Annotated in this window: 18 protein-coding genes and 1 pseudogene; 8 read left to right on the forward strand and 11 right to left on the reverse strand. The window is 69.2% G+C overall.

All coding sequences use genetic code 11. The features are described from left to right. The first annotated feature begins 107 nt into the window (after positions 1–107). The 4 genes and pseudogenes from AC1DBQ_RS01405 to sufU form a co-directional block, all read left to right on the forward strand. Complete coding sequence (locus tag AC1DBQ_RS01405) at positions 108–1,415, forward strand: hypothetical protein (protein ID WP_476926788.1); 1,308 nt, start codon at positions 108–110, stop codon at positions 1,413–1,415. Beyond that, positions 1,412–2,965 (forward strand): glycerophosphodiester phosphodiesterase, encoded by a 1,554-nt coding sequence (locus AC1DBQ_RS01410; protein ID WP_476926789.1) that lies wholly within the window; start codon positions 1,412–1,414, stop codon positions 2,963–2,965. The genes AC1DBQ_RS01405 and AC1DBQ_RS01410 overlap by 4 nt, the downstream gene beginning before the upstream one ends. Positions 2,966–3,056: 91 nt before the next feature. Beyond that, on the forward strand, positions 3,057–4,364 hold the full coding sequence (locus AC1DBQ_RS01415; RefSeq protein WP_476926790.1) for a SufS family cysteine desulfurase: 1,308 nt from the start codon (positions 3,057–3,059) through the stop codon (positions 4,362–4,364). 11 nt (positions 4,365–4,375) lie between these two features. Continuing rightward, positions 4,376–4,819 (forward strand): annotated as a pseudogene (gene sufU, locus AC1DBQ_RS01420) (Fe-S cluster assembly sulfur transfer protein SufU); the annotation flags it as partial. A 14-nt stretch (positions 4,820–4,833) separates the two neighbouring features. Here sufU and AC1DBQ_RS01425 read toward each other — a convergent pair. The 4 genes from AC1DBQ_RS01425 to AC1DBQ_RS01440 form a co-directional block, all read right to left on the reverse strand. Continuing rightward, positions 4,834–5,184 (reverse strand): VanZ family protein, encoded by a 351-nt coding sequence (locus tag AC1DBQ_RS01425; RefSeq protein WP_476926844.1) that lies wholly within the window; start codon positions 5,182–5,184, stop codon positions 4,834–4,836. A gap of 183 nt (positions 5,185–5,367) precedes the next feature. Further along, positions 5,368–5,589 carry an SCO4848 family membrane protein gene (locus tag AC1DBQ_RS01430; RefSeq protein WP_476926791.1) on the reverse strand — a complete coding sequence of 74 codons (222 nt, stop codon included), beginning with the start codon at positions 5,587–5,589 and terminating at the stop codon, positions 5,368–5,370. 4 nt (positions 5,590–5,593) lie between these two features. Next, on the reverse strand, positions 5,594–6,091 hold the full coding sequence (locus tag AC1DBQ_RS01435; protein WP_476926792.1) for a DUF2505 domain-containing protein: 498 nt from the start codon (positions 6,089–6,091) through the stop codon (positions 5,594–5,596). A gap of 48 nt (positions 6,092–6,139) precedes the next feature. Then, a complete protein-coding gene (locus AC1DBQ_RS01440) occupies positions 6,140–7,627 on the reverse strand; it encodes an SDR family oxidoreductase (protein WP_476926845.1) in 1,488 nt (495 codons plus the stop codon). 285 nt (positions 7,628–7,912) lie between these two features. Between AC1DBQ_RS01440 and mfd the strand changes: the two genes are divergently transcribed. Continuing rightward, a complete protein-coding gene (mfd, locus tag AC1DBQ_RS01445; RefSeq protein ID WP_476926793.1) occupies positions 7,913–11,554 on the forward strand; it encodes a transcription-repair coupling factor in 3,642 nt (1,213 codons plus the stop codon). Positions 11,555–11,560: 6 nt separating this feature from the next. Further along, entirely contained in the window at positions 11,561–12,391 is an 831-nt protein-coding gene (locus tag AC1DBQ_RS01450; protein WP_476926794.1) for a metal-dependent hydrolase, read from the forward strand. Between the two features lie 67 nt (positions 12,392–12,458). Here the strand turns inward: AC1DBQ_RS01450 and AC1DBQ_RS01455 are convergent, their stop codons facing one another. From AC1DBQ_RS01455 to nirB, 6 genes are all read right to left on the reverse strand, one after another. Then, positions 12,459–12,683, reverse strand: a complete 225-nt coding sequence (locus AC1DBQ_RS01455) for a hypothetical protein (RefSeq protein WP_476926795.1) — start codon at positions 12,681–12,683, stop codon at positions 12,459–12,461. Positions 12,684–12,736: 53 nt separating this feature from the next. Then, entirely contained in the window at positions 12,737–13,435 is a 699-nt protein-coding gene (deoC, locus tag AC1DBQ_RS01460; RefSeq protein WP_476926796.1) for a deoxyribose-phosphate aldolase, read from the reverse strand. Positions 13,436–13,595: 160 nt separating this feature from the next. Further along, the gene (locus AC1DBQ_RS01465) at positions 13,596–14,516 is read right to left on the reverse strand and encodes an FAD-dependent oxidoreductase (RefSeq protein WP_476926797.1); all 921 of its coding nucleotides are present in this window, start codon (positions 14,514–14,516) and stop codon (positions 13,596–13,598) included. Positions 14,517–14,714: 198 nt separating this feature from the next. Next, positions 14,715–15,848, reverse strand: coding sequence for a uroporphyrinogen-III synthase (locus AC1DBQ_RS01470; RefSeq protein WP_476926798.1), 1,134 nt, complete (start codon positions 15,846–15,848; stop codon positions 14,715–14,717). A gap of 8 nt (positions 15,849–15,856) precedes the next feature. Beyond that, entirely contained in the window at positions 15,857–16,891 is a 1,035-nt protein-coding gene (gene cobA / locus AC1DBQ_RS01475) for a uroporphyrinogen-III C-methyltransferase (RefSeq protein ID WP_476926799.1), read from the reverse strand. A gap of 2 nt (positions 16,892–16,893) precedes the next feature. After that, positions 16,894–19,572 (reverse strand): nitrite reductase large subunit NirB, encoded by a 2,679-nt coding sequence (nirB, locus tag AC1DBQ_RS01480; RefSeq protein ID WP_476926800.1) that lies wholly within the window; start codon positions 19,570–19,572, stop codon positions 16,894–16,896. Between the two features lie 256 nt (positions 19,573–19,828). Between nirB and nirD the strand changes: the two genes are divergently transcribed. After that, positions 19,829–20,221, forward strand: coding sequence for a nitrite reductase small subunit NirD (gene nirD / locus AC1DBQ_RS01485; protein WP_476926801.1), 393 nt, complete (start codon positions 19,829–19,831; stop codon positions 20,219–20,221). Positions 20,222–20,233: 12 nt separating this feature from the next. Here the strand turns inward: nirD and AC1DBQ_RS01490 are convergent, their stop codons facing one another. After that, positions 20,234–21,973, reverse strand: a complete 1,740-nt coding sequence (locus AC1DBQ_RS01490) for a phospho-sugar mutase (protein ID WP_476926802.1) — start codon at positions 21,971–21,973, stop codon at positions 20,234–20,236. A 180-nt stretch (positions 21,974–22,153) separates the two neighbouring features. Here AC1DBQ_RS01490 and AC1DBQ_RS01495 point away from each other — a divergent pair, with 180 nt between their 5' ends. Next, complete coding sequence (locus AC1DBQ_RS01495) at positions 22,154–22,627, forward strand: RrF2 family transcriptional regulator (RefSeq protein ID WP_476926846.1); 474 nt, start codon at positions 22,154–22,156, stop codon at positions 22,625–22,627. Positions 22,628–22,659: the final 32 nt, after the last annotated feature.

Below are 22,659 nucleotides of genomic sequence, written 5' to 3' on the forward strand. Positions count from 1 at the left end.
GCGGTGCCCGCAGAACCGGCACCGGTCAAGCACTCCGCCGCCCGGCGGTGAGCGTGGACGGCGTCGTGGTTCCGGGCCCGGTCGATCTGCCCGGCAGGGTGGCCTGAATGCAGCTGGCGGCCTGGGTCGGACTATGCCTGGCGGCGGCGGTCTTCTTCCGCAKGAAGGTCAGGGTGCCGACGGCGGCGGTGCTGGCCCTATGGCTGCTGGTGCCGGCCATCGGGTCCGCGACGGTCACCGGAGTGTCCTCCGGCCCGCTGTCCGTCCACGCCGCGACCTGGCTGGTGCTCTCGATTTTCCTCGTCCGGCTGTTTCACGACCCGGGCAGCCTCCGCGTGGTCCTGGGCCGGCATTTCCTCCTGTTCCTGATTCTGGGCGTGGTCATGGCGGCGGCGTTCCTGGCCACGTTCACCTCAGTCACAGGGGGTGGAATGGTGGTGCTGGTGGACCAGATCGGGGCGCCGGTGCTGTTCTTCCTGCTCCTGCTCTCCGAAGCCGTGCGAGGCGGAGGACTCGTGGTGATGCTGCGGTCCGTGCTCCTGGCACTCGTTGCGCTMGCGTGTGCCGTCGCCGTCGCGCAGTGGCTGACGGGTCGGGTCCTGTTCTACGAGTCAGGGTTCAAGACCCAGTACTGGTTCGCGAGGGACTTCGGGCGCTGGATGGGGACGCTGGACCAGCCGCTCGCACTGTCCCTCGTGATCGCGGTTGCGGCTCCGCTGGTGGCAGGCCTCACACGTCAGTGGCTGCAGGCCGGGCTGCTGGGACTCATGGCAGTCGCCGTGCTGATTTCGCAGTCCCGCGTGGGACTTGTGGCGCTGGCTGTGGGGACCGTGATGGTGGTGCTTTTTGTCCGCCGGCCCGTCTGGGTCAAGACGGTCATGCTCACGGTGATGACGGGAGCTGGCATGGCCATCATGGCGTCCCCGTTGGTGGCCGGCGTGGCGGCGCGGGTTGCCAACGACACCGGGTCCGGCGAGGCGCGGGGCGTTGCTGTGGAGTACTTCCTGGGCCGCTGGAGCGAGTTCGCCGTGGCCGGCCAGGGGATCGGTTCCAGCTTCCGGCTGGCAGCCCAGGCCGGGCTGAAATCGAGCTTCGAGAACCCCACCCTGATGTACGGCATCGACTTCGGGCTCCTGTTTGCCCTGCTCTACTTCGGTTCCATGGCCGTTATGGTGCTCCGCGGCCTGCGGACCGGGTACCCGGGTCTGGCGCTGGCCGGCATCATGGCGGTGGTGATTCCGCAAACGTACAGCTCCCTGGCCACGCGGTCCGCCGCCGGCATCGTGATCTGGACCGTGCTGGCCATGGTGGTCATCGCCACCGATGAGGCCCGGGCACGCACGGCTCCCGTGCCTGCCCCCGTGAAGGCCCCGGTCCTCGCCGCGGCGAACCTGCCGGGCGCCGGCTCGTCATGATCGGCCGGCGGCAGTTCCTGGGCCTCGCCGCCGCCGGGACCGTACTGGGTGCGGCCGGCTGCGCGGGCTGCCCCGGAAGCCCGGCGGCTGGGGCCGCTGCCCGACCGCGGCCGATGATCGTGCCGGCGGCGTCCGCGGCCGGGGACTTCGTCACGGAGGGCGCAGTCGCGGCGCCGGGGGACAAAGGGCCCTTCACGCTCGCCACGCTGCTGGCGTCGCCGTCGTTCTTCGTCGCCCACCGGGGCTCGGGGGACAACTGGCCGGAGCACACCATGCGGGCCTACCAGGGAGCCGCGGCCGCCGGGCTGAAGGCGATCGAGGTCTCGGTGTCCGCGACCCTGGACGGTGTGCTCGTCTGCCACCATGACCTGAACACCCGGCGGCTGACCGGCACGGACCTGACCATAGCCCGGGCACCCTACGCCGCGCTGGAGCGGCTGCGCAACGACGCCCGGGCCTGGCTGGGACCGGCCACGCCGCTGGAGCCCATCGCGCTCCTCACTGACGTCCTGGACACCTTCGCGGCCAGCCATGTGATCTTTTTGGAGGACAAGCCCGGGACCAACGCCGACGAAATTCTGACCCTCCTGGAGAGCTACCCCGCGGCCCGGGACCACGTGGTGTGGAAGCAGCCTTCCGCTTCGCCCGGTCACGCCCGCGCCGCGGCCCGGGGCTACACCACCTTCGGCTACATGACCGCGCGGGACCAGGGCAAGGTGCCGGAGCTTATCCCGCGGACAGACCTGCTGGGAGTCCACTACACCGTTCCGGACGCGATGATMCGCCAGGTGGTCGCCTCCGGCAAACCGGTACTCGCCTGGGAGCTGCATCGGCGCAGTGAGTACGCCCGACTCCGGGACCTGGGCGTCCGGGGGTTCATTTGCGCCAACGTCCGCTATGTCCTGCACCAGGACGGCCCGCTCCAGCAGGACGGCTTCGCCGCCGGGCGCCGCGGAACCGGCGACCTGCCGTGGGCCGCCGACGCCGTCTGGGATGACCAGCCGGTTTTTGCCGACGGKGCCGTCCGCATATCCGGCCCGGATAAGTCCGGCTACGTGCTGGGCTCGCTGGCCGGGGCCGTGGATTCCCCGGATTGGGAGTTCGAGTTCGAGTTCCGCTGGCCGTCCGGGCTCCCGGCGGCCGGACCCGGGGCGGGCGTGGCCTTTGGCCAGGACACCGACGCGCCGAACCGTCCGGGGTCGGCCCCGAAGGTCCCCGGCTACGCTCTGGACGTCGCCGCGGACGGCACCATGGCGCTCTACCGGMAGGACGCCGGGGCGGCGGCCCCGGTCCGGCTGGCGGAAACCGGCTCCCCGGTGCCGCGGTCCGGGGAGTGGATGAAGTTCGTGGTGTCGGTGGGTCCGTGGCGCGTTGGCGTCCGCCGGGACGGCGGCGGAACCTCCGGGTGGGACGTCTCCTCCGGGGACACCCGCTACGGCGGGGCGTGGCTGACGCTGCTGAAGAATTACGACGCCGGACCTCCCGTTGAGTTCCGCGGCGTGCGGCTCCGCGCGGTGGCCGCGCAGGAGGGCTGCGGGAACGTGGGATAATTAGGTTTAATCTGTGTGACGTATTTCCTGCGGCCGGCTGCCCGGCCGGCCGGGGTGCGCCGCAGCGAACGCCGATCCAGGAGTCTCCGCCATGGTTGCCACCCCAGCCCACCTCCGCCGCTCTGCCGCCGCGCTCGGAAACGACGAGGTCCTGAGGATCCGCAACGACTTCCCGATCCTGCAGCAGCACGTCAACGGCAAACCGCTCGTCTACCTGGATTCCGGGGCCACCTCGCAGAACCCGCTCAGCGTGCTCGAGGCCGAGCAGGAGTTCTATGAGCAGCGGAACTCTGCGGTGCACCGCGGGGCACACCATCTTGCCGTCGAGGCCACCGAGGTGTYCGAAAACGCCCGGGAGACCGTGGCCGCCTTCATCGGAGCSGAGTGGGACGAACTCATCTGGACCTCCAACGCCACGGAGGGCCTGAATCTGCTCACCTACTCGTTCCTGAACGCCTCCCTGCCCGGCGCGGCTCCCGCCGCCGCCCGGTTCGCGCTGGCCCCGGGCGACGAACTCGTCGTAACGGAAATGGAACACCACGCCAAMCTGATTCCCTGGCAGGAGCTGGCGGCCCGGACCGGCGCCGTCCTGAAGTTCATCCCCATCGACGACGCCGGAGCCCTGGACCTGGAGGCCGCCGCCGGCATCATCGGCCCCCGCACCCGTGTCCTGGCATTCACCCACGCCTCCAACGTCCTGGGCACCATCAACCCCGTGCCGGCCCTCGTCGCCCTGGCCCGGTCCGCGGGGGCGCTCGTGGTGCTCGACGCGTGCCAGTCCGCGCCGCACCTGCCCCTGGACGTCAAGGCGCTCGACGTCGACTTCGCGGTGTTCTCCKGTCACAAGATGCTCGCGCCCACCGGAATCGGGGCCCTCTACGGCCGCTCGGAGCTGCTCAACGCCATGCCGCCGTTCCTGACCGGCGGCTCCATGATCACCACCGTCACGATGGAACGGGCGGGCTTCCTGCCGAGCCCGCAGCGCTTCGAGGCCGGCACCCAGCGCATMTCGCAGGCCGTCGCCCTCGCSGCGGCGGTGAACTATCTCAGCGAAACCGGGATCGACCGCATCCATGCCTGGGAGGCAGAACTCGGGCAGCGGCTGGTGCAGGGCCTGGGCTCCATCCCCGGAATCCGGGTCCTGGGCCCCGCGGCGGGGGAGGAACGGATTGGCCTTGCCGCGTTCGACGTCGCGGGCGTCCACGCGCACGACGTCGGCCAGTTCCTGGACAGCCGGGGCATTGCCGTGCGGGTGGGACACCACTGCGCCCAGCCGCTGCACCGCCGGCTCGGACTGACGGCCACGACCCGGGCCAGCACCTACCTTTACAACACCACGGACGATGTGGACGCGTTCCTCAACGCGGTCGCCGATGTCCGTGCCTACTTCCAAGCCTAGGACGGACATCCATGAGTCTTGACCAGCTCTACCAGCAGATCATCCTGGAACACTCCAAGGCCCGTCACGGAAGCGGCCTGGCCGCGGCGGAGGCACCTGCCGGGGCCAGCAGCGGGCAGTCCCACCAGCTGAATCCGACGTGCGGCGACGAGATCACGGTMCGGGTGTCCGTGGACGGCGGGAAAGTCAGTGAGCTGCGCTGGGACGGGGATGGCTGCTCGATCTCGATGGCCTCGGCCTCCGTGCTGACGGACCTTGCCGAGGGCATGACGGTCGAGGAGCTGCGCGCCGTGATTGACAGCTTCCGCGAAGTGCTGCGATCGCGCGGCAAGGTGGCGGCCGACCCGGAGCTGCTGGGCGACGCCGCCGCATTCGAGGGCGTGTCCCGCTACGCCGCCCGCGTCAAGTGCGCCATGCTCTCCTGGGTGGCCGCGGAAGACGCCCTCGGCCAGGCGCTGGCGGCCTKAGCTCAGGGTGTCATGGCGTGTTCGTGGCGTGCCATGAACACGAGGGCCAGGAGGGCGCCGACCATGGCGCCGAAGGTGTTCGCGGCGACGTCCGCGACCGAGGGGAAGCGCGCCGGGAGGAAGGCGAGCTGGGAGAGCTCGATCAGCGCGGAGAGCACGAAGCCGGCAGCAGCCCCGCCCCACCAGAGCCGCTGGCCCAGGATCCGGGCGACCAGGGCGCCCAGCGGAACGAACAGGATCACGTTTGAGGTGAATTCCACCACGCCGTAGTCGAACCACGGCGGGACGCCCCACCGGTGCAGTTTCCGCAGTGAGCTCATCAGAAAATCGGACGCGTCCCGGTCCACGGGCACGGGCCAGAGGGCGATCAGGCCAAGGACAAAAATGTAGGCGCCCAGTCCCCAGACGGCCGCACGGCGGGGTAGCAAACGGCGTCCCCTTTCAGCGGTCCACCTTTTTGCTGATTCTAGCGCCCGTTTGTCACCGGGGCAGGACGTTCGGCACGCCGGCGGAGGCAACCGCCGGCGTGCCGAATGCTAGCTGACCAGCCCGGCGATGCCGATCGCCGCCGTCGCKGCCCCCAGCACCATGGAGATGCTGACGAGGACCACATGGACGGTCAGGAAGCGCGTGGCCTTCCCGTTGGCGTCGCGGGCMCGCKGGTCCTTCATGACGCGCCGCAGGAACTGCGGCCAGACGACCAGGGACCAGACGCCGGAGACAATCAGGACGACGGCGAGGAACGCGGGCAGCTGCATGGTGCTAGTGGCTCTCGAGCCAGGCCTGGGCCTGCTGGGACTGCAGGTTCAGGGCCTTGCCGACCATCGGTTCTGCGGCATCGGCGATCTTGCCGCCAAGGAACGGCACCGAGGAGGTCACGTTGCCCTCGAGCTCGATCCGGGTGCTGCCGCCGTCGGACACGAGACGCTGGACAGCGTTCACATCCAGGGGTGCGCCAGCGACCTTCAGCGAGATCTTGCTGTGCCGGGAACCGTCGGCGGCCGGGGCCTCCCAGGCTTCTAGCTGTGTMACCTTCAGGCTTTCGCCGACAAATTTCCGGGCGATGTCCGGCATCCGGGTGGTGGKGATGGTCCGTACGGTTGTGGTGCTGAACGCGCCGGCGGGATCTCCGTCGAGGGCGAAGGATTCCAGGGTGCCKCCGACGAGCTCGCTCGTGTGGCGCAGGAAGTCTTCATCGACGAAAACCGCGGTAACGCGGTCGACGCTGTGCGGAACGGTAGTGGATGCACTCAGGGCCATTGGGGGGTCCTCCGTGGTGTGGAAGTGGACGTTTCGGGCTCCAACATCCTACGTGGTGTGGCTGGCAKGATCCGATTCGAGGTTTTCCAGATCACGGGCAGCGGCGGTGATGTTCCGCGACATCGCGGGAAAAATGACGCTGTGGAACGGCAGCACGGCGAGCCAGTAGAGGCGGCCGCTCAGACCCTTGGGGAAGAAGATGGCGCGCTGGCGGTAACGGCTGCCGGTACCCTCCGGCTCCACAGAGAGCTCGAGCCAGGCCCGGCCCGGGGCCCGCATTTCGGCCCGCAGCCGCAGAAGCCGGCCGCGGTCGATCCGCTCGACCCGCCACCAGTCCACCACTTCGCCCTCCGCCAGCAGATGCGGGTGCCGGCGGCCGCGCAGCAGCCCGGCCCCGCCGGTGAGCTTGTCCAGCCAGCCGCGCACCTGCCAGGCCAGCGGCAGCGAATACCAGCCGTTCCGGCCGCCGATGCCTTCAATGACAGTCCACACGTGCCTGGGGTCGACCTCGCTGTGGAAGCTGCGCTCGTCCAGGTACACCGTGTGGCCGGACCATTCCGGGTCGCTCGGCAGGGGATCGGCGTCGACGCCGGCGCTGGCCCACGTGGTCTCCACCTGGCCGTCGCGCTCCTTGCCCAGCGCGAGGGCGACCGCCTTGCGGTAGGGGGTCAGGCCGCCCTCCGGCACCGGGATGTAGGCATCGACGTCGTGCTCCCGGGCGACGGCATCGTGCTGGAGCGATTCGACGAGCGGCAGGGACATGGAAAGCGGAATCGGGGTGGTCAGGGCCACCCACATGCCGGCCAGCTTGGGCGCCGGCACCGGCAGCGCCAGCACCACCCGGTGCGGCAGGCCGGCTTCGGCGGCGTACTCCTTCATCATGCCCGCGTAGCTGAGCACCTGGCGGCAGCCGATGTMGAACGTCCGGTTGATGGGTCCTTCCAGCGACGCCGCGGCCACGAGGTAGTACAGCACGTCCCGGACGGCGATCGCCTCGATCTTGTTGCGCACCCAGCTCGGTGCGGGCATCAGCGGAAGGGTCTCGGACAGGTGCCGGATCATTTCAAACGACGCCGAGCCGGATCCGATGACGACGCCGGCCTGGAAGACCACCGCGTCCACCGGGCTGTCCAGGAAGACTTTCCCCACCGCCTCACGGGAACGCATGTGGGTGGACAGCTCGGCGCCGGCCGGGTGCAGCCCGCCAAGGTACACAATCCGGTCCACACCGGCTGCGGCCGCCGCCCGGGCCGCCGTCGCGGCCATCGCCTGTTCCTTGGCCTCAAAGCCGGCACCGGCCGCCATCGAATGGACCAGATAGTACAAGACGTCGACGCCGTCGAGCGCGGCCCGCAGTGCCTCGCCGTCGTCGAGGCTGCTTTGGACTACCTCGACGTCGTCCAGCCACGGCACGCCGGCGATTTTGGCCGGTGTCCGGACCAGGACTTTGACYCGGTGCCCCGCTTCCAGAAGCCGGGGGACCAGGCGGCCKCCGATGTAGCCGGTGGCCCCGGTGACGAGCACGGACTTGTTMATGGTGACTCCTTCTCATCCAGCAGGTTGGCCGGTGGCCTACCAAGCCATTCGGAGCGGGGGCAGCGGCGGATGGCCGCCGCCCGTCCCTTTCGCCAGCCTAGCCCCATGTGAACATCCGATGGGGCCTTCCAAGGACCGGGGAGCGCCGGCGGGACGGGCCCAGCTCGCGGAGCCCGGGTGCGGCCGCCCCCGGGCTCCGCGGTAGGCTTGGAAGACCCGGGATTCTTGCGAATTTCGGCTATTCGTGTTGCCTGCATTTCCGTGATCACCTCAGGAGCAACAGCTATGAGCCTCAACGGCCCCTCTCTCACCGGCCTGCGCCGCGTCCTCGCCGAGGACCGCACCTACGCCCGCGTCCGGGCCGAGGCCTCCCGCGGATTCGCCGGCCGCAGCGAGGACTACCAGATCAGCGCCCCGGCCGGCCTCCGGGCGACGCTGCTCGCGGAAATGGCCGACGGTATCGCGGCGGGTCCGGACGCAGGTGCCGGGCCGGCCCCGGTCGTCCTGGCCGTCACGGCCACCGGCCGGGAGGCCGAGGACCTGACGGAGGCACTGCGTGCCTACCTGCCGGCCGACGCCGTCGCCGAGTTCCCCAGCTGGGAAACCCTCCCGCACGAGCGGCTCTCGCCGCGCTCGGACACGGTGGGCCGCCGGCTGTCCGTGCTCCGCCGCCTGGCCCACCCCGAAACGGCCGGTGCCGGCGCGCTGCGCGTCGTCGTCGCCCCGGTCCGGGCCGTGGTCMAGCCGATCGTGGCAGGCCTGGGCGAACTGGTCCCMGTCACCTTGACCACCGGCCAGGAGGCCCCGTTCGGCGACGTCGTGAAGAGCCTCGCGGCAGCCGCCTACGCCCGGGTGGACATGGTCACCCGCCGAGGCGAATTCGMGGTGCGCGGCGGCATGCTGGACGTCTTCCCGCCCACCGAAGACCACCCGATCCGGGTCGAGTTCTTCGGCGACGAAGTCGAACAGATGCGCTGGTTCGCCGTCGCTGACCAGCGCTCCCTCTCCGCGCCGGGCGTCCACCATCCCACCGAGCTCCACGCCCCGCCCTGCCGCGAAATCCTCATCACGCCCTCGGTCATGTCCCGCGCGGCGACGCTGAAGTCCCAGCTGCCGGCCGCGGCGGACATGCTGGAAAAGATCGCCGGCGGCATCGCGGTCGAGGGCATGGAGTCGCTGGCGCCGGTGCTGGTGGACGCCATGGTTCCGTTCCTGGACCAGCTCCCGTCCGGCTCCGTCGCCGTCGTGATCGAACCGSAAAAGGTCCGCACKCGGGCCCACGACCTCGCCGCCACGAACGAGGAATTCCTCGAGGCGGCCTGGTCCACGGCCTCCGACGGCGGGACGGCACCCCTGGACCTCAGCTCCGCGGCCTCCGAGGCCCTGCATTCGGCCAGCTTCCGGTCGCTGACCGATACCCGCACCGCGGCCCTGGCCCACGGTGTCTCGTGGTGGTCCATCACTTCCCTGGCTACGGACGAGGACCTGCTGCCCGACGTCGATGTCCTGAACCTGCATGCCCGCGAACCCCGCGGCTACCAGGGCGACGTGGCCGAAATGATGGACTTCATCGGCTCCMGCGTCCGGGACCAGTGGCGGATCGTGGTGGTCACCGAGGGCCCGGGCCCTGCCCAGCGGCTCGCCGAACTCTTCCACGACAACAACATCCCGTGCGCCCGGGTGGACAGGCTCGACGACGAGCCGCAGGCCGGCCTGATCGAGGTGACCACCGCCGCCGTCGGACGCGGCTTTGTCCTGGACCCGCTGAAGGTGGCGCTGCTGACCGAGGCGGACCTGCTGKGCCGGACGTCCGCCGGGTCCACGAAGGACATGCGGCGGATGCCCTCCAAGCGGCGGAACGCCGTGGACCCGCTGCAGCTCGTGGCCGGGGACTTCGTGGTGCATGAACAGCACGGCATCGGCCGGTTCGTGGAGCTGATCCAGCGCAAGGTCGCAGGGGGAGGCGACGGCGTGCGCGAATACCTGGTCCTCGAATACGCCCCCTCCAAGCKCGGCGCCCCCGGCGACCGGCTCTTCGTTCCCACCGACCAGCTGGACCAGGTCACCCGCTACGTCGGCGGGGACGCCCCCGCACTGAGCAAGATGGGCGGCGCGGACTGGGCGAGCACCAAGTCCAAGGCCCGCAAGGCCGTCAAGGAAATCGCCGGCGAGCTCATCCGGCTGTACTCGGCCCGGATGGCCTCGCGCGGACACGCGTTCGCCCCGGACACCCCGTGGCAGCGCGAACTGGAGGAAGCCTTCCCGTACGTGGAAACCCCGGACCAGCTGACCACCATCAATGAGGTCAAGGCCGACATGGAACGCGAGATTCCCATGGACCGGCTGATCTCCGGCGACGTCGGCTACGGCAAGACCGAGATCGCCGTGCRGGCCGCGTTCAAGGCGGTCCAGGACGGCAAGCAGGTGGCGGTGCTGGTGCCCACCACGCTGCTGGCCCAGCAGCATTACGAGACCTTCACCGAGCGGTTCTCCGGGTTCCCGCTCCGGGTCAAGCCGCTCTCCCGCTTCCAGGGCTCGAAAGAAGCCAAGGAGACCGCCGAAGGGGTMAAATCCGGTGCGGTGGATGTCGTCATCGGCACGCACCGGCTGCTGTCCAAGGATTTCGCCTTCAAGGACCTGGGCCTGGTGATCGTGGACGAGGAACAGCGCTTCGGCRTCGAACACAAGGAGGCGCTGAAGAAGATGCGCACCAACGTCGACGTCCTGGCCATGAGTGCCACCCCGATTCCGCGGACCCTGGAGATGTCCCTGACCGGCATCCGCGAAACGTCCACCCTCGCCACACCGCCGGAGGAGCGCCACCCCGTGCTGACCTACGTGGGGCCCTACACGGACAAGMAGACCTCCGCCGCCATCCGCCGGGAACTCATGCGCGAAGGGCAGGTGTTCTTCGTCCACAACCGGGTCTCCACGATCGACAGCACCGCAGCCAAGATCCGCGAGCTGGTCCCGGAAGCCCGGGTGGAGGTAGCCCACGGCAAGATGTCCGAGAGCAGGCTCGAACAGATCATCGTGGACTTCTGGGAGAAGCGCTTCGACGTCCTGGTCTGCACCACCATCATCGAAACCGGACTGGACATCTCCAACGCCAACACTCTGATTGTCGACGGCGCGGACAAGTACGGGCTCTCGCAGCTGCACCAGCTGCGCGGGCGCGTGGGCCGCKGCCGCGAACGGGCGTACGCCTATTTCCTGTACCCCTCGGAGAAACCCCTGGGCGAGGTGGCGCTGGAGCGGCTCAAGGCCGTCGCAACCCACAACGAGCTCGGCGCCGGCATGCAGCTGGCCATGAAGGACCTCGAAATYCGCGGCGCCGGCAACCTGCTCGGCGGCGAACAGTCCGGCCACATCCAGGGCGTCGGATTCGATCTGTACATCCGGCTCGTKGGGGAGGCCGTGGCCGAATACCGGGGCGAGGCCGAAGAGAAGGCCGCCGAGATGAAGATCGAACTGCCCGTCAACGCGCACCTGCCGCACGATTACGTGCCCGGCGAACGGCTGCGCCTGGAGGCATACCGCAAACTCGCCGGCGCCATCACGTACGAGGCGATCGACGAGGTCCTCGCCGAGCTCGTGGACCGCTACGGCGAACTGCCGCTGCCGGCGAAGAACCTGATCGACGTCGCCCGCTTCCGGGTGGGCGCCMGCGAAGCCGGACTGTCCGACGTCGCGCTCCAGGGTAACTTCATCAAGTTCTCCCCGGCCCAGCTGCCGGAGTCCAAGCTCATGCGGCTCACCCGGATGTACCCGGGCGCGCAGGCGAAGCMTGCCCTGGACGCCGTGCTCATCCCCAAGCCCAAGACCGCGAGGATCGGCGGCCGGGACCTGCAGGACGCMGAAATCCTCGAATGGGCCAACGGTGTTATCCGCAACATTTTCACCGACGTCCCGCTGGCGGTGAAATAAAGAATKATGGGAGGACACCACGCCGCGTCGGGAGCCGCGGCATGGGTAGCTATTGCCTCGACCGGCCCMTACGCCCTGGGCTGGTACCCACTGGACCCCACCGGGATCGTGATCGGCGCCATGGMGACGGCGGGGACCGCGCTGGTCTGCGACTGGGACCACCGTGCCAGCACCGTGGCGCACGCCCTGCCKCCGCTGTCCAACCTGGTGGCGCGCGGCATCGAGAACGTCAGCGGCGGCCACCGGCAGGGCACGCATTCGGTACTGGGCGCGGCGTTCTTCGTGCTGCTGGCCACGATCGCCGGGCAGTTGCAGGTGCAGACTCGGTGGGGGCTGCTGTCCGTCGGGGCCGGGCTGCTGTGCATGTTCATGATCAACATCGCCGCGAAGGCCCTGAAGCTCTTTCCCAAGTACGGCTRGATCAGCAACTGGGTCTTCGCGCTGGTCATGGCGGGCCTGGTGACGTGGTTCGCGCCGCACMAGTGGACCTGGCTGCCCGTCTCGATGCTCACGGGCGTGCTGGTGCACATTGTGGGGGACATGATCACCACCGGCGGAGTGCCGCTGCTCTGGCCGMTGGTGATCAAGCCGCCGAAGGTGCTGCGGAAACTGCCGCTGCTCAAGAACGTCTGGAAAGCCAACGGGTCGTTCTCCATCCCGCTGCTGGGCCGGGCGGGCTCGCGAAGGGAATGGCTGGTCCTGATCCMGGTGAGCGGCTACGCGATGGTGGGCATGTTCGGTGCGGGACTGGCCGTGGCCAAGGCGCACTTCCCCGCGGCCCTGGCGCTGGGCACCGGACTGGTCAAAGGCCTGTTCGCGCTGGTGCAAGCAGCTTAAATGACTGAAGTTAAATGACTGAAGCTCCGGACATCCGGAGCTTCAGTCATTTAAGGATCGGCAAAGCCTAGTTTTCGCCCGCCGAATCCGAGCGGCCCAGCAGCGTCTGCGGGATCCAGAAGGCCAGGGCGAAGAGGACCAGGCAGACGGCCATCGGCCAGGGGTTGTCCAGAGTGAGGAAGGTCAGCGAGTAAATCGCCCCCAAGAACAGGAYCATCATCGGCACGAACAAGGCGATGCTGGATCCGAGGCTGTTCTCGACCCGCCGGGACTCGGTGTTGTTGCTGGACATTCGTTCCTMCTCGGCMCCTGGGGGCTCAAAACTGTGGGCACTGCCGGCGCGGATCAGTACGCGGATGAACCCTGTTMACCCGTGACGATCGCGATGCCGGAGCTGGCGCCAATACGTGTTGCACCTGCAGCAATCATAGCCTGTGCATCAGCCAGGGATCGCACGCCGCCGGAGGCCTTGACACCAAGGTCCGGGCCCACGGTGCGGCGCATAAGGGCGACGTCCCCGGCCGTGGCCCCGCCGCCGTTGAAACCGGTGGAGGTTTTCACGAAGTCCGCCCCGGCCGCAACCGCAGCCTCGCAGGCGAGCACCTTCTGCTCATCGCTCAGCAGCGCCGTTTCGATGATGACCTTCAGGATGGCGCCGCCCTCGTGGACGGCCTCCGCGACGGCGGCGATGTCATCCACCAGCGCGCCCTTGTCATTGGCGCGGGCCGCGGCGATGTTGATGACCATGTCCACTTCTTCGGCACCGTCCAGGACGGCGCCGCGGGCCTCGAACGCCTTGACGTCGCTCGGGGTGGCGCCCAGCGGGAAACCKACCACGGAGCACGTCAGCACGCCGGAACCTTTGAGCGCGGTCTTGACCGTCTTGACCCACACCGGGTTCACGCAGACCGACTTGAAATGGTACTCGGCCGCCTCGGCGCAGACCTTGAGGATCTCGGCCTCGCTGGCCTCCGGCTTGAGCAGGGTGTGGTCGATGTAGGAGGCAATGCCGGGCGTGCCCTCGGCGGCGGCTTCGTGGCTCATGGTGGTCCCTTTCCTGGCGGGCCTGGGACGCGGTGGTCCTTTACCCGGGCCTTGTGGRCCTGTGGGCCCTGTCGGCGCCGCATGGTTCGCGGCTTATCAGGTGACCATCTTGCCATAGGACCGGCCCGGCGGAGGTGCCCGCAGGGCAGGCCCCTTACGATCAGGCAGCCGCGGCGAGCGGGCTTCCCATGGTGGCCTGCAGCAGCTGGGAAGCGCACACCGACGCGGCGGAACCGGACGCCACGAGCAGTCCCAGCCGGACGCCGTCGTACACCGCAGCGTCCCCGATTGCCCAGATGCCGGGCACGGAGGTGCGGAAGTCCTGGCCGATGACAATGCCGCCGCCGGGTGCGGTGGCGAGTCCTGCCGTGGCGGCCAGTTCGTCCCGGGCGATGCGCTCCTCGGCGAGGATCACGAGGTCGCCGTTCATGCTGGAACCGTCTTCGAACACGATGCCGGATGCCGGCAGGACCGACCCGGCGAGGGTGGGAACGACGGCGGCGGGCCGGACAGTGGTGCGGACGGGACGGACGCCGCGGGACCGGAGCACGGCCTCGGCCTGGCCGGCGGCGGAGCCGGTGCCGACCAGGATGCCCAGGGGGCGCCGGCCCAGGACCCGGGTGACGTCCTTGACGGCCTCGCCCAGCCGGGCCKCGTCGTCGATCGTGGAGTAGCTCAGGCACCGGGCGGCGCCTTCCACCGGGGCCTCGGCKGGGGCGGCCCCGGTGGCGATGACGAGTTCGTCGTAGCTGAATTCCATGCCGTCGGCGGTGGTCACGAGGCGGTTCCCGGCGTCGATGTAGCTKGCCGGCTGGCCGAAGCGGACGGACACCTGCGGCAGGACGGCGAGCTCCATCAGTTCCTCCGGCGCGTCATCGCGGTTGCTGAGCACCGTGATGGCACCGGCAAACGGGGTCCGGCTGAGCTGGCGGACCAGGGCCATGGCGGCCGGACCGGCACCGGCGATGACGATCCTGGGCCGGGCGGCCGTGGTGGCTGTCGTCGGAGAGGCGGCGGTGGATGCAGCGGCTGCCTTCGAGGAAGACGTGCCGGAKGTGGGAGACAATGCCGGAGCGGACATGTGCTGGCCCTTTCGCTGGGGTGGCCATCGTGTGGCCGGTGTGCTTGATGAGCCCCAGCCTAGGCGCCCGACTTTTCCGGGGTGTTTCCCGGGTGTTGCCTCTTCTGCCCCGTCCGTTCGCCAGTATTTACCGGCCGGTAATGCCGTGCGTCACACCCCGGCGGCGAGCCCTCCGCAGAGACGCCTCCGCCGCCGGCATTAGACCCGGATCCGGTAGCCGCGCTTCACCACGGTTTCGACMAGACGGGTGTCCGGCAGCGCCGACCGCAGCCTGCTGACGGTCATGTCGAGGGCGTGCACGGAGCCGCGCAGTTCCAGCAGCTCCGAGAKCGCTTCGCGGGACAGCACGGCCCCGCCGGCGCCGATCAGCGCGCGCAGCAGCAGCAGGGGCGCGGGCGCCATGTCGACGGGTTCGCCGTTGATCCGCAGCGATCGGCCGCGCAGCTCCACGCTGCCGGAGACGGTGTCCAGCCGGCGGACGTGGTTGAGGGCGAGGTGCTCGCACACCAGCCGGATCAGGGCGCCCATCCGGAACCGTTCCGGGATCAGCGGTTGCAGGCCGGCGTCGATCAGCGGCTGTGCGGTGATGGGACCGACGACGGCGGTTGCCACGGTGGTCTTCAGGCTCTCCACGAGCTGCTTGTAGACGCCCATCTCGTGCGCCGTGCTCCACATCGCATCCACGGCGGGGGCGCTCGTGAAGGTCAGGACATCCAGGTTGCCGCTGCACGMGGCCTCGATGAGCTTCGGCAGCCGGTCGGCGCCGTCGGGCTTGACCCAGCGGTACGGGGTGACCGTCAGGACGGTGGCGCCGGACATGCGCAGGCGCTCGAGCTGGCGGACGTCGGTGTAGCCGTGCAGCTGTACCGCGACGGTTTTGCCCCGCACGCCCTCGGCAAGGAGCATGTCCACCAGTGTGGAGGTGGTTTCGTCGCTGCTGATCCCGACGTCGGCGAGCCCGGCCGCACGGACGGCGCCGCGTGCCTTGGGTCCGCGGACGAACATGCGGGTGGCGGAGAGGGTTTCCAGCAGCTGTTCGCCAATGCCGAAGGTGTCCGCCGCCTCGCACCAKCGGCGCATGCCGTAGGCGGTGGTGGCGATGCAGAGGTCGGGCCGGGCGGCGATGATTGCCCGGGTGTCCTCGATCAGGCTCTGGTCCTCGCGGACTGGGGCGATCTTCAGCGCCGGGGCATGGAGCACCTCGGCACCGCGGCGCTCCAGGGCCTCGATGAGGTCCTGGGAGCGGCGGTGCGAGGTGACGCCGATCCGGAAGCCGTCCAGCGGAAGGTCCTTCTCGGACCCGTCCTCGGCGATGGCGTTCAGTGCGGTCATGAGAATCCCTACGCTTCCATCAGTGATGCGGCCAGGCGGTCGAGCTCTGCCGCGGCCTCGGCGCAGCCCCGGTTGGCCTCGGCCACCCGGACGACCTCACCGATCACCAGGACGGCCGGGTTGCTGCAGCCGGCGGCCGCGGAGGTGATGGTGCCCAGCTTGGCGATCGTGGTGCGCTGGCCGGGGCGGTAGCCGCGCTCGACGACGGCCATCGGCATGTCGGACCGCATTCCGGCCCGCTGGAGCCCGGCGGCGAGGTGGTGCAGGGTGCCGATKCCCATCAGGACCACAATGGTGCCGCCGAGCCCGGCGAGGTGTTTGAGCTCGCTCTCGGTCAGCGGGGCGTGGCCCGACACCACGGTGAACATATGGCTGACTTCGCGGTGGGTGACGGGGATGCCGGCGGCGGCCGGCACCGAGATGGCGCTCGTGACCCCGGAGACCACGCGGACCGGAACACTGGCAGCGACGCAGGCGGCGACTTCCTCGCCGCCGCGGCCGAAGACATAGGGATCCCCGCCCTTGAGACGGACCACATTGTTGCCGGCCAGCGCGCTTTCCACCATCAGCTTTTCGATGTCGGCCTGGCTGACCTTGTGGTGGCCGGGTTTCTTGCCCACGTCCACGAGGTCCGCGGACGTCAGGGACGGCAGCTCCTGGTAGGGGGCGAGCCGGTCGTAGAACACGACGTCGGCATCGCGCAGCGCCGCCACGGCGGMGACGGTCAGCAGTTCGGCGGTCCCGGGGCCGCCGCCCACCAGCGTGACGTGTCCCGCMGGGCCGGCAGCCGGCTCGGCCGCGACCGGAATGCCCGCGGCACGGCAGCGGCMCAGGAGGGTCTCCCAGCCGGGCTKGCCGTCGTCGACCGCGGCCACCAGGAACGGGCGCTCCGGCAGCKGACCGTCGTAGCCGGCACCCTGCGGGGTGCTGAGGCGGTACACGACGGCGCCGGCGGCTTCATAGCGCCGCACGGCCTGGCGCGCGGCGTGCTCGKAGCCGGTGACGAGGACTTCGCGTCCGGTGAGATCAATGCTGAGCTGCATGGCTATACCTCGTTCTCATCAAGCTGTCCCGGGGTGGTGGCACGGACCGGAATGGACGCGCCGATCAGCACTGGTCGCTGTTCGGCTTGCGCCTTCTCCTCTGCCGTGGCGGGGCGCATCTGGCCGCGGTCGTCGGGGACGAAGGTGATGGAATCGTCMTTCTGGTCGGGGGCGTTGACGAAGGAGCGGAAGCGGCGCAGGCGCTCGGGGTCCTTCAGGGTGTCGGCCCATTCGTCGACGTAGGTGTCAACGTGCTTGGCCATGGCGGCCTCGAGGTCTTCGGCGATGCCCAGGGTGTCGTGCACCACCACGTCCTCCACGTGCTTGATGCCGCCGTCGAGCTCTTCCTGCCAGCGMGCGGTGCGCTGCAGGCGGTCGGCGGTGCGGATGTAGTACATGAAGTAGCGGTCGATGTACTTGATCAGGGTTTCGTCGTCGAGGTCCTTGGCGAGCAGCTGGGCGTGTGCCGGGGTGGCGCCGCCGTTGCCGCCGACATACAGGTTCCAGCCGTCCGCGGTCGCGATGACGCCGACATCCTTGCCCCGGGCCTCGGCACATTCGCGGGCGCAGCCGGAGACACCCATCTTCAGCTTGTGCGGGCTGCGGAGGCCCCGGTAACGCAGTTCAAGCTGGATGGCCATGGCCACCGAGTCCTGGACCCCGAAGCGGCACCAGGTGGCGCCGACACACGACTTCACGGTGCGCAGGCTCTTACCGTAGGCCTGGCCGGATTCGAAGCCGGCGTCCACCAGTTCCTTCCAGATTTCCGGGAGCTGCTCCAGCCGGGCGCCGAACATGTCGATCCGCTGGCCGCCGGTGATCTTGGTGTACAGGCCGTATTTGTCGGCGACCGCGGCGATCACGCCGAGCTTCTTCGGGGTGATCTCGCCGCCGGCGATGCGGGGGACCACCGAGTACGTGCCRTCCTTCTGCATGTTKGCCAGGGCACGGTCGTTCGTGTCCTGCAGCGTGCCGCGGCCCGCGTCCAGGACGTAGGCGCTGTTCTGGCTGGCCAGGATGTTGGCGATGGTCGGCTTGCAGATGTCGCAGCCCGCGCCGGTGCCGTACTTGGCCATGATCTCCTCGAAGGAGGTCAGTTCCAGGACACGGATGGCGTCGAAGAGTTCCTGGCGGGACAGCTCKATGTGCTCGCACAGTGCCTTCGAGACCTCGACGCCGGACTTCGTGAGTTCGCTTTCCAGCAGCTTCTTGAGCATCGGCACGCAGGAACCGCAGCTCGTTCCGGCGCGGGTGCAGCCCTTCAGCTCGCCTAGTTCCTGGACGGGCGCGTTACCGTCGCAGGCACCGCAGCCGTTGACGGTGTCCCGKATGGTTCCGGCCGTCACGTTGTTGCAGGAACACAGAATGGCATCKTCCGGCAGCTCGGTCTCCGGGGCCTCGYCCCCGCCGGCCGCTGTGAGGTAGGCGCCCGGCTCGGCGGACAGCTCGCGTCCCAGCATGGGGCGCAGGGACGTATAAGGGGCGGCGTCGCCGACGAAGATGCCGCCGAGGAGGGTCTTGGCGTCGTCCGTCGTGACGATCTTCTGGTAGACGCCGCGGGCGGGGTCGGCATAGACGATTTCGAGGGAGTGTTCCGTGCGGGCGAAGGCGTCGCCGAAGCTCGCCACGTCGACGCCGGAGAGCTTGAGTTTGGTGGCCGTGTCGAAGCCGGGGAAGGTTGCGTCGCCGCCGTGCAGCCGGTCCGCGACGATTTCGGCCATCGTGTTGGCCGGGGCCACGAGGCCCAGGCACATGCCGCCGAAGTTGGCGACMTCGCCGATCGCCCAGATGCCTGGAACTTCCGTGGAGCAGTCGTCGGAGATGACGACGCCGCCGCGCTGGCCGAGCTGGAACTGCTGCGCTTCGCCCTCAGCGGCGCGGAACAGCTCGTCGCGGGGCTTGACGCCGATCGCGACGATCACGATGTCGGCGTCGATGATCCGGCCGTCGGCCATGAGGACCCCGGTGACCTGGCCGTCGTCGGAGAGGACTTCGGAGGGGAACACGCCGYCGTGGACGGTGAAGCCCTTGGCCTCGATGAGCCGGCCGAGCGCCTGCCCGGCGCCCTCGTCCAGCTGGGTGTTCATGAGCCATGGGGAGCCGTTGATGACGATCGGGGTGGCGCCGAGCTGTTYGGTGCCGGCCGCTGATTCGAGGCCCAGCAGACCGCCGCCGATGGTGACCGCTTTGACCTTGCGCCCGAACTTCTCGGTGAGGTCCGCGATCGCCTTGTTGATGGACCAGACGTCCTCAAGAGTGCGGTACACGTGGGTGAGGGCGGAGCCCGGGATGGGCAGGCGGGCCGCGTCCGAGCCGGTCGCGACGACGAGCTCGTCGTACGGGTAGACGGTTCCCGCCGCGGTGGTGACCGACTTGCCGGCGGCGTCAATGCTGATGACGCGCTCGCCGGTCTTCAGGTTCAGGGCCGCGTGGTCCCACATGGAGGCGCTGCCCAGGGTGAGGTCGACGTCGCTGTCGGTGAGTGCCTTGCTCAGCGCGACGCGGTCGTAGGGGAGGTGGGCTTCCTCGGTGAGGACTGTTACGTGCCAGCCGTCGAGTCCGCGGGCGTGCATGGCATCGGCGAAACGATGCGCCGCGGGGCCACCGCCAGCCACCACAATACGGCGCGGGGCGGCGCTGGCAGCGCCCTGGTTCGGGTGGCTTGAGGGGTGTCMGGTCACGGTGGGCCTTTCGCATGAGCCGCAGACGGTGCTCTGCAGCTTGTCGTTCCAKACTAGGCAGGGGGAATTTCGCTTCAGTTTCCCTTATGTTTCGTGATCTTAACTTCTGCATCACGAATGGATTTCCGGCCGGGTGAGCTCTCTTTTACGCGTTGGACACATCGGGCGCGCCCGGATGAAACACCGCGGGCCTAGCTTGAATATGTKGCCGCAGCAKCGGTTGAGCCCGTAAGGGATGTATAAGAGAGGGGCCGGGATGACCGCCGTACTTGAAACMGCAGTACACGACCGTGAGGGTCATACCGCAGAGCAGGATGTTGTGTCCGTAGCCGGCTGGCACCGGGTATGCGCCGTGGCGGACCTGGAACCCGCGTGGGGCGAGGCCGCATTGATTTCCGGGCGCCAGGTTGCAATGTTCCGGACCGTGTCCGGTGAGGTTTTCGCCGTCGCCAACGAGGATCCGGCCACCGGGGCGAATGTCATGGCACGCGGCATCACCGGGTCACGCGGGGACCGCCCGACGGTGGCTTCGCCGTTGCACAAGGAGGTCTACGACCTCGCTACGGGCGAGTGCCTCGGCAGCCCGGAACTGCGCATCGCAACCTTCGGTACCCGGATTGTGGGCGGGTACATTGAGGTTGAGCTTTAGAGGCCCAGAGCTCTAGAGGCCCAGCGCCTCGCGGACGTCCGCCAGGACGCTGTCCAGCGCGGCGCGAGCCTCGTTCCGCGCCGCCGGCAGTTCGGCGGCCGAGTCGACGCTGCGGATGACTTCGAGGTAGCACTTGAGCTTCGGTTCCGTGCCGCTGGGCCGGATGATGACGCGGCTGAGGTCCTTGGTCAGGTACAGCAGGCCCTCGGTGGGCGGCAGGTGCTCGCTGCCCGAGGCCAGGTCCGTGACGGACTCGACGCCTGAGCCGCCGAATGATTCCGGCGGGCTGACGCGCAGCCGGTTCATCATGGCGTCCAGCAGGCCAAGGTCCGCTACGCGGATGCTCAGCTGGTCGCTCGCGTGGAGCCCGTGCACCAGATAGAGCTCGTCCAGGGTATCGAAGATGGTCTTGCCCCCGGCCTTTGCCGCCGCCGCGAGTTCGGCGATCAGCACGGCGGCCGAAATTCCGTCCTTGTCGCGCACCAGCGACGGGGCAACGCAGTAGCCCAGGGCTTCCTCGTAGCCGTAGACCAGCCCGGGGACGCGGGCGATCCACTTGAAGCCGGTCAGGGTTTCCTCGTGGGCGTAGCCTGCCGCGGCCGCGATCCGCGCCAGCAGCCGGGAGGACACGATCGAGTTGGCGAACACCCCGGCCGGTGCCACGCCGGCGGCGGCTTGCCGCGCCACGACATGGGCACCCAACAGGGCGCCGACCTCATCGCCGCGTAACATGCGCCAGGCTCCGGTGGCCGGGTCCTTCGCCGCCACAGCCGCCCGGTCGGCGTCGGGGTCGTTGGCGATCACGATGTCCGCGTCCACGCGCGCCGCCGTCTCCAAAGCCAGGTCGAGGGCTCCGGGCTCTTCCGGGTTGGGGAAGTTCACCGTGGGGAAGTCCGGGTCCGGCTGCGCCTGTTCCGTGACGAGCGTGACGTCGGTGAAGCCGGCGGCGTTCAGCACGGCCACCGCCGTTTCCCCGCCCACGCCGTGCATGGGGGTCAGGACGATCTTCAGCCCGCGGGCCGGGAAGTGCTCCGGGGCCGCAAGGGCCGCGACGGCGGCCTCGTAGTCGGCGGCTATGGAAGGCTCCAGCACGGTCCAGCCGTCCGCGGCAAGGGCGATGGGATCCAGGGCGCCGACGGCGTCGATCTTCGCCGCAATCAGGGCATCGTAGGGCGCCACGATCTGAGCGCCGCGGCCGCTGTCCTCGACCGCGTGACGGCCCAGATACACCTTGTACCCGTTGTCCTGCGGCGGGTTGTGGCTGGCGGTGACCATGACGCCGCCGTCGCAGTCCAGCGCCCGCACCGCGTAGGCGAGCAGCGGGGTGGGCAGGGCGGCCGGCATGAGGAACGTCTCGACTCCGGCAGCGGTGAGGATCGCGGCGGTTTCTTCGGCGAAAATATCAGAGTTGTAGCGGGMGTCGAAGCCGACGACGGCGCGCGGCCGGGTGCCGGGGGAGGCCTGCCCGACGGCGCCGGTGAGGAAAGCGGTGAAGCCCGCCGCGGCGCGGCGCACCACCATACGGTTCATCCGGTTCGGGCCGGGGCCAAGGGCCGCCCGGAGTCCGGCGGTGCCAAACTGCAGAGTGCCGCTGAAGCTGTCGGCCAGTTCCTGACCGGCCGCCGCGACGCCCTCGTCGGCGAGGCGGATCAGCTCGGTCAGGGCGGCGGCAGTGGCGGGGTCCGGGTCCTGGTCGGCCCAGTCGCGGGCATCGCTCAGGAGTCGGGCGAGTTCGGCATCAGAAGACGTCATAGGAACCAAACTATCGCCAATCGTGTGCGTTTCCTTCCCTGACAATCGGGAGTYGGGGTTTCAGTTGCATCACGCCCGGCGCGGAGAGCAGGCAGGACGGCMGGGTCCGCCCGKCCCGGGCGCGCTTGCAACGGCCCTTGACACCCAAATTTCCGGACACGTAACGTCTGGAATATGAAGATGGGCCGTGGAGTGGAGTGGGCGGTGCACAGTTGCGTCAACATGGCATGGACACCGCCGGGCGAGCCCGTGAACAGTGCACGCCTCKCCGAGTTCTATAAGCTCCCCGCCGCCTACCTGAACAAGCAGTTCCAGTCGCTGGTCCGGGCCGGGGTGCTGGATTCGGTCTCCGGCCCGCGCGGCGGATTCCTGCTGGCCCGCCGGCCGGAAAACATCACCGTGCTGGACATCGTCCTGGCCCTGGAGGGCGCCGATCCGGCTTTCCGGTGTGAAGCGATCCTKGGGAACGTCCCTGAGCCGGTCCTGCAGGAGAACTTCGCGCGGACGTGCCTCATTTCCCAGACCATGCGCCAGGCCGAACTCGCCTGGCGGCAGGCGCTGGCGCGGCAGAGCATCGCCGGGATAGCGGACTCGATGGAGCGCCGTTTCCCGGCGGACAAGGTGAAGGTCCTGGACTACCTGGCGGCGGAGTAGCCTCGGCAGGCGGTTAAGAAGCTGCCGGGAAC

Source organism: Arthrobacter sp. 10T413_2, from assembly GCF_056394205.1.